6 protein-coding genes are annotated in these 10479 nt (G+C 64.5%); 4 read left to right on the top strand and 2 right to left on the bottom strand.

Annotated elements, in window-relative coordinates; genetic code table 11:
- Nucleotides 1-4 precede the first annotated feature (4 nt).
- Together VM99_20295 and VM99_20290 are read left to right on the top strand one after the other, a co-directional pair.
- Nucleotides 5-1747 carry a FruA gene (locus tag VM99_20295; protein AKK00302.1) on the top strand — a complete coding sequence of 581 codons (1743 nt, stop codon included), beginning with the start codon at nt 5-7 and terminating at the stop codon, nt 1745-1747.
- Nucleotides 1748-1947: 200 nt separating this feature from the next.
- Nucleotides 1948-3489: an alkaline phosphatase gene (locus VM99_20290; GenBank protein AKK00301.1), complete on the top strand. Its 1542-nt coding sequence runs from the start codon at nt 1948-1950 to the stop codon at nt 3487-3489.
- Nucleotides 3490-3622: 133 nt separating this feature from the next.
- Here the strand turns inward: VM99_20290 and VM99_20285 are convergent, their stop codons facing one another.
- Nucleotides 3623-6148 (bottom strand): flavodoxin, encoded by a 2526-nt coding sequence (locus tag VM99_20285; protein ID AKK01808.1) that lies wholly within the window; start codon nt 6146-6148, stop codon nt 3623-3625.
- Between the two features lie 269 nt (nt 6149-6417).
- On the bottom strand, nt 6418-8736 hold the full coding sequence (locus VM99_20280) for a ligand-gated channel protein (GenBank protein ID AKK00300.1): 2319 nt from the start codon (nt 8734-8736) through the stop codon (nt 6418-6420).
- Nucleotides 8737-8945: 209 nt separating this feature from the next.
- On the opposite strand from VM99_20280, the gene VM99_20275 reads away from it, so the two are divergent.
- Entirely contained in the window at nt 8946-9626 is a 681-nt protein-coding gene (locus VM99_20275) for a Fe(II)-dependent oxygenase (protein ID AKK00299.1), read from the top strand.
- Nucleotides 9627-9683: 57 nt separating this feature from the next.
- Nucleotides 9684-10394 (top strand): Sel1 repeat-containing protein, encoded by a 711-nt coding sequence (locus VM99_20270; GenBank protein ID AKK01807.1) that lies wholly within the window; start codon nt 9684-9686, stop codon nt 10392-10394.
- The last annotated feature ends 85 nt before the right edge of the window (nt 10395-10479 follow it).

Here is a 10479-nt window from a genome sequence, read left to right as displayed (position 1 = left end):
CGAGATGAAATTAGCCATTGTGACGGCCTGCCCGAACGGCATGGTCACCAGTGTGTTGTGCGCCCGCCTGCTGGATGCGGCGGCGCAGCGCCAAGGGTGGAGCACCAGCGTCGAGGTGCATGACGCGGCTCATCCGGAGCGCCAATTGTCGGCGGCAACCCTCGAAGCGGCCGAATGGGTCTTGCTGGTGGCCACCGGACCGGTGGACCTGTCGCGGTTCGTCGGCAAGCGCCTGTTCCGCAGCACTCCGGCCCAGGCCCTGCAAGACGTCGATTCGCTATTACGGCGCGGCGCCGAAGAAGCCCAGGTGCTGGTCGAGTCGCAGGTGGCGGAAGAGGCGCCGGGCGCTTCGGCCGAACGGGCGCCGCGCCTGGTCGCCATCACCGCGTGCCCGACGGGCGTTGCCCACACCTTCATGGCCGCCGAGGCGTTGCAGCAGGCCGCGAAGAAGCTCGGTTATGACCTGCAAGTGGAAACCCAGGGCTCGGTGGGCGCGCGCAATCCGTTGAGCGCCGAAGCCATTGCCGAGGCCGATGTGGTGCTGCTGGCCACTGACATCGAAGTCGCCACCGAGCGTTTCGCCGGCAAGAAAATCTACCGTTGCGGCACTGGCATTGCCCTGAAACAGGCTGAAGCCACGCTGAACAAGGCCTTGGTCGAAGGCCGCCAGGAAAGCGTTTCGAGCAGCGCCGCCGGCCCGGCCAAGTCGGAGAAGACCGGGGTCTACAAACATTTGCTGACCGGCGTGTCGTTCATGCTGCCGATGGTGGTGGCGGGTGGTTTGTTGATTGCGTTGTCGTTCGTGTTCGGCATCACGGCCTTCAAGGAACCTGGCACGCTGGCCGCCGCGCTGATGCAGATTGGTGGCGACACCGCCTTCAAGTTGATGGTGCCGTTACTGGCCGGCTACATCGCCTATTCCATCGCCGACCGTCCGGGCCTTGCGCCCGGGATGATCGGCGGGATGCTGGCGAGTACCCTGGGCGCCGGCTTCATTGGCGGGATCATCGCCGGTTTCCTGGCCGGTTACGCGGCCCAGGCGATCAACCGCTACGCACGCTTGCCCCAGAGCCTGGAAGCGCTCAAGCCGATCCTGATCATTCCGCTGCTGGCGAGCCTGTTCACCGGCCTGGTGATGATTTACGTGGTCGGCAAGCCGGTGGCGGGCATGCTCGAAGGCTTGACCCATTTCCTCGACAGCATGGGCACCACCAACGCCATTCTGTTGGGCGTGCTGCTGGGCGCGATGATGTGCATCGATCTCGGCGGGCCGATCAACAAGGCCGCCTATGCGTTCTCGGTGGGCCTGCTGGCATCGCAAAGCTATGCGCCGATGGCCGCGACCATGGCCGCCGGGATGGTGCCGCCGATTGGCCTGGGCATCGCCACCTTCATCGCCCGCCGCAAGTTCGCCCAGACCGAGCGCGAGGCCGGCAAGGCGGCGCTGGTATTGGGGCTGTGCTTCATCTCCGAAGGTGCGATCCCGTTCGCCGCCAAGGACCCGCTGCGGGTGATCCCGGCCAGCATCGCCGGTGGTGCGTTGACCGGTGCGCTGTCGATGTACTTCGGCTGCAAGCTCATGGCGCCCCACGGTGGACTGTTCGTGATGCTGATCCCCAACGCCATCAACCATGCGCTGTTGTATTTGCTGGCGATCGTGGCGGGGAGCCTGGTGACCGGCGTGGCGTATGCGCTGCTCAAGCGGCCTGAAGCAGTGGAGATGGCGTTGGAGCCGGCCAAGGCCTGATTACGTTCCAGAAGACTGAACCCCCCCTGTGGGAGCGAGCTTGCTCGCGATAGCGGTGTGTCAGTTGACGATGATGTCATCTGACACACCGCTATCGCGAGCAAGCTCGCTCCCACAGGGGGTTATGGCGTGTTTATAAAACCTGTCACACCCGATTCACACACCCATGCTTAAGTCTCCCTAATTCAAGGGAGAACACCATGAGCGAATTCGACCGGGACCGGCGTCGTGTGATACAGGCCGTGGGCGCAGGATTATTGTTGCCGGGGTTGGCGCCGGTGGTGATGGCTTCGGTCAAGGATCGCCCGGTGCTGACCGACGGTGTGCAGTCCGGCGATTTGCAGGGCGATCGGGCGATGATCTGGAGCCGCAGCGACCGCCCGGCGCGGATGGTGGTGGAGTGGGACACCCGCAGCCAATTTCGTAATCCGCGGCGGGTGGTTTCGCCATTGGCCGACCGCCGCAGCGACTTCACCGCTCGGGTCGAGCTCACCGGCTTGCCGCCCGACCAGGCGATTTTCTACCGGGTGCGCTTTGAAGATGCCCAGAGCGGCGTCGCCAGCGAGCCCTGGTTCGGCCATCTGCGCAGCGCGCCGCAGTTCAAACGCAACATTCGCTTTGTCTGGAGCGGTGACACCGTCGGCCAGGGCTTTGGCATCAACCCCGACATCGGCGGCATGCGCATCTACGAAGCCATGCGCCTGCGCCTGCCGGACTTCTTCATCCACAGCGGCGACACCATCTACGCCGACGGTCCGGTGCCGGCGCAAATCACCACCGAAGGTGGCCGCGTCTGGCGCAATCTCACCACTGAAGCCAAGAGCAAGGTCGCCGAGACCCTGGATGAATATCGCGGCAACTACCGCTACAACCTGATGGATGAAAACGTGCGGCGCTTCAACGCCGAGGTGCCGCAGATCTGGCAGTGGGACGACCACGAAGTGGTCAACAACTGGTCGCCCGGCAAGCAACTGGACGAGCGCTACCAGACCAAGGATATCCACAGCCTGGTGGGGCGTGCGCGGCAGGCCTGGCTGGAGTACGCGCCGATGCGCCTGCAGAAGGCCGATAACGGTGGGCGGATCTATCGCAAGCTCGGCTACGGGCCGATGCTGGATGTGTTCGTACTCGACATGCGCAGCTACCGCGAAGCCAACGACGCCAACCTCGGCGCGGCCAAGCCGTTCCTCGGGCGCGAGCAGTTGAATTGGCTCAAGCGCGAATTGAAGCAGTCCCGGGCCCAATGGAAGGTCATCGCCGCCGACATGCCCATCGGCCTCGGCGTGCCTGATGGCGAGGTCAGCCCCGGCGTGCCGCGCTGGGAAGCGGTGGCCAACGGTGACCCGGGGCAGGCCCAGGGCCGGGAAGTGGAAATCGCCGAACTGCTCGGCTACCTGCGCAAGCATCAGGTGCGCAACTACGTCTGGCTCACCGCCGATGTCCATTATTGCGCGGCCCATCATTATCACCCGGAACAGGCGGCGTTCCAGGATTTCGTGCCGTTCTGGGAATTCGTCGCCGGGCCGTTGAACGCCGGCAGCTTCGGCCCCAACGCCCTGGACAAGACCTTCGGCCCCGAAGTGGTGTTCCAGAAGGCGCCCCCCGCCCAGAACGCCTCGCCGTTTGCCGGCTACCAGTTCTTTGGCGAGGTGAACATCGACGGACAGAGCGGGGCGATGAGCGTGGTGTTGCGGGATCTGGAAGGGGTGGCGGTGTTCGAGAAGAAGTTGGAGCCGGTTTGACCCAAGGCTGACCGGGATTCCCTGTGGGAGCGGGCTTGCTCGCGAATGCGTCGTGTCAGTCATGCATCTATCAACTGACACACCGCTTTCGCGAGCGAGCTCGCTCCCACAGGGGATCGTGTTGCCTGGGCGGTCAGTAGACGTCCCGCCGATAGCGTCCCTGTTCGATCAGTTGCTCCACGGCCTCACGTCCCAGCGCCTCGTTGAGCACCTGGTCCACGCCCGATGCCATGCCTTGCAAGCTGCCGCAGACGTAGATCACCGCGCCGTCGGCCAGCCATTGCTTGAGCCGTGCGGTGGATTCGCGCAACCGGTCCTGGACGTAGATTTTCTCCGGCTGGTCCCGAGAGAACGCCAGGTCCAGGTGTTCCAGGTCGCCCGAGGTGACCCATTCCTGCAACTCATCGCGGCAGTGGAAATCATGTTCGCGCTGGCGCTCGCCAAACAGCAGCCAGTTGCGCTGCATGCCTTCGGCGACGCGGGCCTTGAGCAGGCTGCGCAGGCCGGCCAGGCCGGTGCCGTTGCCGAGCAGGATCATCGGCACGCCCTGGGGCGGCAGGTGGAAGCTGCTGTTGCGGTGTACCCGCAGGCTGATGGCGCTGCCCAGCGGCGCATGTTCAGTGAGCCAGCCGGAACCGATGCCCAGGCTGCCGTCGGCGTGACGCTCCTGGCGCACGATCAGCTCCAGCACGCCGTCGGCCGGGATCGAGGCGATGGAGTACTCACGCATCGCCAGCGGTGCCAGGGCATCCACCAGTGCCTGGGCGTGCAGGCCCACCAGGTGGGCGCGGTTTTCCGGCAGATGGCGGGTGGCCAGGGCTTGTTCGAGCGTCTGAGTCAAACCATCGAGCTGGACGCGGGCGTGGCCGGCGATGCCGAGGCCGTCGAGGAAGTGCTCGATGGCCCACGGGTCATTGCGCGGCAGCACGTGCACCAGGTCACCGGCCAGCCAACTGCTCGGGCCGGGCGCCGTGAGGCCCAGCAGGTACACGCCCGCGCCGCTGCTGTCGGGGTTGAGCAGGGTGCGTTGGCTCAGCGTCCATGGCTCGAAGGCGGGCGCTTGCCAGGTGTCGGCGGGCGCCTGGCCGGTCAAGTCGGCCAACTGTTGCTGCCAGTGGCGCAGAGCGTACGGATCGCCGCTGTCGACTTCCACCGGGGCGAACAGCGTCTTGCCGCCATAGGCCGACAGCCAGGCGTGCAAGCGCCGGGCGAAGCCGCAGAAGTGTTCATACTGGCGATCGCCCAGGCCCAGCACCGAGTACTGCAGGCGTTCCAGGCTCAGGGCGCGGCCCAGTACCTTGCGTTCGAAACCGCGGGCACTGTCCGGCCCTTCGCCGTCACCGAACGTGCTGACGACGAACAGCGCGTGGGTGGCGTTGCTCAGGTCCTGCTCGCTGACCCCGGCCAGGGCCTGGACCTTGACCGGCAACCCGGCGGCCTGGAGCTGGCCGGCGGTCTGCCAGGCCAACTGCTCGGCGAAGCCGCTCTGGCTGGCGAAGCCGATCAGCCAGGCCGGCCCGGCGCCCGGCTGGGTAACCAGTTCCTGGCGAGCCTGCCGGACCTGGCGCTGCTTGCGGCGCCGGTCCAGGTACAACAACCAGCCGGTGATGAAGAATAGCGGCATGGCGAGGGCGGCGACCGTCACCAGAATCCGCCCGACCAGGCCGAAATAGCTGCCAACATGCAACGCATAGACGCTGGTGAGCAATTGCGCCTTGAAGCTCTTGTCGCTGTAGCGGCTGTGCCGGCTGATGGCGCCGGTGGCCGGGTCGAGCATGAGCTGGTTCAGGGCCCGGTCATGGGGCGAACTCTTCAGCAGATAGAACACCGTGGCCGGTTGCCCGGCCACGGGCGGCATGCGCACGTTGTAGGCGGACAAGTCCGGGCCGGCCGCGCTGTAGATGCTGCTCCACATGGCGCGGTAGTCGGCCACCGGCGGCGGGCCCTCAGGCGCCGGGCCGCGATTGCGCGCGCGTTCTTCCTGGGGGGCATCGGAGAACAGGCGGGTCACGCCTTTGTTGTACCAGTCGTAGGACCAGGTCAGCCCGGTCAGGGCCGCCAGCAGATAGAACAGCAGGCACCAGGTACCGGCCACCGAGTGCAGGTCCCAATTGAAGCTGCGACCTTTCTTGGCCCAGTCGAGGGTCAGCCAGGCGCGCCAGTTGCGCCATTGGCGTGGCCAGCGCAGGTACAGGCCCGACAGGCAGAAGAACACCAGGATCAACGTGCAGGCGCCGGTGATTTGCCGGCCCACTTCGTCGAGGGTCAACACGCGGTGCAACTTGAGCATCAGGCCGAAAAAATCCTGGCCTACCACGTCACCCATGAACTGGGCGGTGTAGGGGTTGAAATAGCGCATGGCCCCGCGCTTTTCCCCGGGCGGCGCGGTGAAGATCACCCGCGCGGCGTTGCCGTTGTCGGTCTCGACCCAGAGCATGGCGACGGTCTTGCCGGACGCGGCTTCGATCTGTTCCACCAACTCGGCGGGGGGCAGCACGCCGGCCGGTTGTTTCTCGACTGTCAGCACCTGGGGGTTCAATGCCCGCAGGATCTCGTCCTGGAACGACACCATCGCCCCGGTGATGCCCATCAACGCCAGGACCAGCCCGGCACTGATGCCGAAAAACCAGTGCAACTGGAACAGGGTTTTCTTCAACACGTCGCCGCCTCGTTCATTCATTACTGTTCATCACGGCGCGCATTATGCCGTGTGTTATCGAGAACCATTCATAAACACGCATAAAAGCCCCACTCATGCGGATGAGTGGGGCTTTTATGCGTGGAGCGAATGGTCATCTTGTGGGAGCGGGCTTGCTCGCGAAGGCGCAGTGTCAGGCAACCTGTTCGTCGACTGACTCGCCGTCTTCGCGAGCAAGCCCGCTCCCACAGCTCCTCAGGCTGACCATTGAGCCGGGTTCCTGGCTCCTATCAGAAGTGGAAGTTGGTACTCAGCAACGCGGTGCGCCCGGCCGCCTGGTTGGCGAAGTGGGTCGAGAACGCTTTGTCGTAGTAGGTTTCGTCGGTCAGGTTCTGCACGTTGAGCTGCAGGTCCAGGTGCTTGTTGACCTTGTAGTTGGCCATCGCGTCGTAACGCACGTAGGCGTCGACCTGGGTGGTATTCGCCACGTTGCCGAACACGTCGTCGACATAGAACGCGCCGCCGCCAATGGTCAGCTTCGAGGTGAGCGCGTAGGTGGTCCAGATGCTGGCGCTGTTCTTTGGCGTGTTCGGCAGTTCGTTTCCGTCGGTGGTGCTCATCGGGCCGCCATCGACTTGCTCGCTGTCCAGGTAGCTGTAGCCCGCGAAGACCTGCCACTTATCGGTGATCTTGCCGCTGGCCGACAGTTCGAGGCCGTCGACGCGGGTCTTGCCGGCGTTCTCGTACGTGGTGGTGTCGACCTGGACCCGGGCGTTGTCTTTCTCCGTGCGGAAGATCGCCGCGGTCAGCGAGAGGCGGGCGTCGAGCAGGTCCCACTTGGTGCCGATCTCGTAGTTCTTGGTGGTTTCCGGTTCCATGTCGCTGGCCAGCAGGTTGCCGCTGCGGTCCGGCGTGCCGCCCAACGGATTGCCTTCGGTGCCTTCGCCGACCATGTTGCCTGGCGGTGTGGCCGATGTGGCGTACGAGGCGTAGAGACTGCCGTTGTCCGCCGGTTTCCAGACCAGGCCGAACTGGCCGGTGATGAACTCGCTGGTGTCATCGCCCTTGGACGTGGTGGTGCCAGCGGCGTTGTAGGTCTTGTACTTCGTGTCGAAATGGTCGTAGCGCAAGCCCATGTTCACCAGCCATTGCGGCGACAGCTCCAGGGTATCGAACACATAGAGCGCGCGGGTGACGCTGGTGGTGTCGGTGCCGGCGTAGTTGCGTGCAATCGTGCCGTTCCACGGGTCATTGGGATTCGGGTTGGAGAGCGAAGTGCAGTTGTAGCCGCTCGACGCGCCGACCATCGACGGCGTGCAGTTGGTGTTCGCTGCCGTGGTCCCCGGCACCGTGTCGGTGTTGACGGTGTAGGAAGACTTTTCACCTTTCTCGCGGCTCAGCTCGATCCCGGTGGAGAAACTGTTCTTGAAGCCGGCGACGTAGAAGTCACCGAACAGGTCGGTCTGGTTGGTGGTGGTGTCGACGTTGCTCACGCGGCTATTGGCCCGGCGCCAGACCGTGCCGTTGTTGACGTTGCCCTTGCTGTCGTCAGGCTGGGTCAGGATGTAGTCCTGCATGCTCGAACCGTGGCGCAGGGTGTTCTTGAGCGTCAGCGCGTCGCTCAAATCGTGCTCGATGGCGAAGGTGGCCGTGTCGGTGCGGGTCTTGCGAAAGTCCCGGTCGGTGAGGCCGTAGAAGTTGCTGCTGTCGCCGCCGTCGTTGGGCTTGTCCGGGTTGGCTTTGGTGCGGTCGGCCGTGCGGCCCGAGGCCGGTACGGTGTAGGGGATGCCCGAGTCTGGCAGGTCGTTGCTTTCCAGGTGGTAGTAATCGAGGTTGACCCGGGTATCGGTGCCCAGGCCGAACGCCAGCGACGGCGCGATGCCCCAGCGGTCGTAGTCGACCTTGTCGCGGCCGGCGACATTGCTTTCATGGCTCATCAGGTTGAGACGGCCGGCGGCGGTGTCGCTGAACTGATAGTTGCCGTCCAGGGTGTAGCGCTGGGTCTGGTCCGAGCCCCAGGTGAAGCCGCCGTCGAGGCTGTCGCCCAGGTGCGCTTTCTTGCTGACCAGATTGATTGTTCCGCCTGCGGCACCGCGCCCGCCGACGGCGGAGTTCGGGCCCTTGCTCACTTCAATCGATTCCACGGCGAAGATCTCGCGGCTCTGCGAACCGGTGTCGCGCACGCCGTCGAGGTAGGTGTCGCCCTGGGCATCGAAACCGCGGATGAACGGACGGTCGCCCTGAGGGTTGCCCCCTTCACCGGCACCGAAGGTGATGCCGGGCACGGTGCGCAACGCGTCCTGCATGTTCAGTGCCCCCGTGTCCTTGAGCACCTGCTGCGGGATGACGGTGACCGAGCGTGGCGTGTCCACCAGCGGCGCGGTGTATTTCGGGGAAGAGGCTTTTTCGACCTGATAGGACGTCGCGTCCAGGCCCTGGCCGGTGATGCGGGTGGCGTCCAGGGCGATGGCGTTGCGCGGAGCGTTCTCATCGGTGTCCTGCGCGGCCTGGGCCACGTGCGTCGCGGACGTTGCACTGAGGGCGACGCCGATGGCCGACGCCAACAGGCGAGGTGAGTTGACCGGTGATGGTGTGGGTTGACGCGACATGAAAAATTCCTTCCCCCAAGGATTCGAGGCCGCGGAATATAGGGTAAACAGGGTTTTGTATCAATTGCGAAATATTGCTATTTGAGAGGAATTTACATTCTTTACAATTTGCCTTTACGGGTGCTCCAGTGCGACATCGACGGGGGTTGTGCACAGCCAATAAGAATCACTACCATTGGCACCCCGTTTTATCCACAGGTCCAAATGCCATGTTGCTGCACATTCCCAGCGTGTTTTCTCCTGATGAAGTGCAGCGCATCCGCGAGGCGCTGGAGCAGGCCGAGTGGGCGGACGGCAAGGTCACGGCGGGCTTCCAGTCGGCCAAGGCCAAGCACAACCTGCAGTTGCCCGAGGGCCATCCGCTGGCCAAGGAGATCGGTGCCGCGATGCTGGACCGGCTGTGGAAAAACCCGTTGTTCATGTCGGCCGCGCTGCCGCACAAGGTGTTCCCGCCCCTGGTGAACTGCTACACGGCGGGCGGCAATTTCGATTTTCATATCGACAACGCGGTGCGCCAGCCCAAGGGCAGTGCCGAGCGGGTGCGCACCGACCTGTCGGCCACGTTGTTCTTCAGCGATCCGCAGGACTATGACGGCGGCGAACTGGAAATCCAGGACACCTATGGCACCCAGCGGGTCAAGTTGCCGGCCGGGGACATGGTGCTGTACCCGGGCACCAGCCTGCACAAGGTCACCCCGGTCACTCGCGGCGCACGTTATGCCTCGTTCTTCTGGACCCAAAGCCTGGTGCGCGAAGACAGCCAGCGGGCGCTGCTGTTTGAAATGGACGGCGCGATCCAGCAACTGACCCAGGACATGCCCGATCACCCCTCGTTGATTCGCCTGACCGGCACTTATCACAACCTGCTGCGCCGCTGGGTCGAGGTGTAAGTGACGGACTTTCGTCTGCGCCGCCAGGAAGTGCTCGACACTGATGCGCTCACGACCATGCTCGACGAAAGCCCGGCGCGGGCCGCCCAGGCGATCCTGGTCGCCGCCCGTGAGGGGGTGCTCGAAGCCCAGGCCCTGCTCGGGCAGATCCTGCTCGACGGCCAGGGCATCAGCCGCGATGGGCCGCTGGCCCTGCGCTGGTTCAGTATTGCCGCCGGGCGCGGGCACCTGATGGCGCGCAACATGCTCGGGCGCTGTCATGAACACGGCTGGGGCTGCACCGCCGATGCGTCGATCGCCGCCAGGCATTATCGCCAGGCCGCCGAGGCAGGCCTGGACTGGGCGATGTACAACTACGCCAACCTGTTGGCGACCGGGCGTGGTGTACCTGAGGACCAAGGCCAGGCGCTGCGTCTGTACCGTCGTGCCGCCGAACAGGGGCACGCGAAGTCGATGAACCTGCTGGGCCGTTACCTGGAAGAGGGGCGTGCCTGTCCAGCGGACCCGGTTGCCGCGGCCCAGTGGTATCGACGTTCAGCCGAAGGCGGTGATTTTCGCGGGCAGTTCAGCCATGGCTGCGTGTTGCTGGCCGGCCACCGGGTCGACGAAGGACTGGCCTGGCTGCGGCGCGCCCTGGAGGGCGGCAATCTCAATTTCCTGCGGGTGGCGGTGCACACCTTGGCCCGGGCACAGATGCCGGTGTTGCAGCCTTTGGTCGAGGCCTATCAGGCGCGTATCGCGGTATTGGATCAAGGTGCCGTTGCGTAATAGCCGAACGGGTTATTTATCTATTCATACTTGAATGTCGTCGCTTGCTATAAGCGGTTGGCGGGTTTGTAGTATCCGCTAATGT

This window comes from Pseudomonas chlororaphis (genome assembly GCA_001023535.1).
Lineage (GTDB): Bacteria > Pseudomonadota > Gammaproteobacteria > Pseudomonadales > Pseudomonadaceae > Aquipseudomonas > Aquipseudomonas chlororaphis_E.
This window is presented reverse-complemented; position numbering and strand designations above follow the sequence as displayed.

Bases quoted from the DNA above. Each gene is read 5' to 3' on its own strand.
- VM99_20280 (AKK00300.1), bottom strand. From the start codon at position 8,736: ATGTCGCGTCAACCCACACCATCACCGGTCAACTCACCTCGCCTGTTG.
- VM99_20270 (AKK01807.1), top strand. From the start codon at position 9,684: ATGCTCGACGAAAGCCCGGCGCGGGCCGCCCAGGCGATCCTGGTCGCC.
- VM99_20295 (AKK00302.1), top strand. From the start codon at position 5: ATGAAATTAGCCATTGTGACGGCCTGCCCGAACGGCATGGTCACCAGT.
- VM99_20275 (AKK00299.1), top strand. From the start codon at position 8,946: ATGTTGCTGCACATTCCCAGCGTGTTTTCTCCTGATGAAGTGCAGCGC.
- VM99_20290 (AKK00301.1), top strand. From the start codon at position 1,948: ATGAGCGAATTCGACCGGGACCGGCGTCGTGTGATACAGGCCGTGGGC.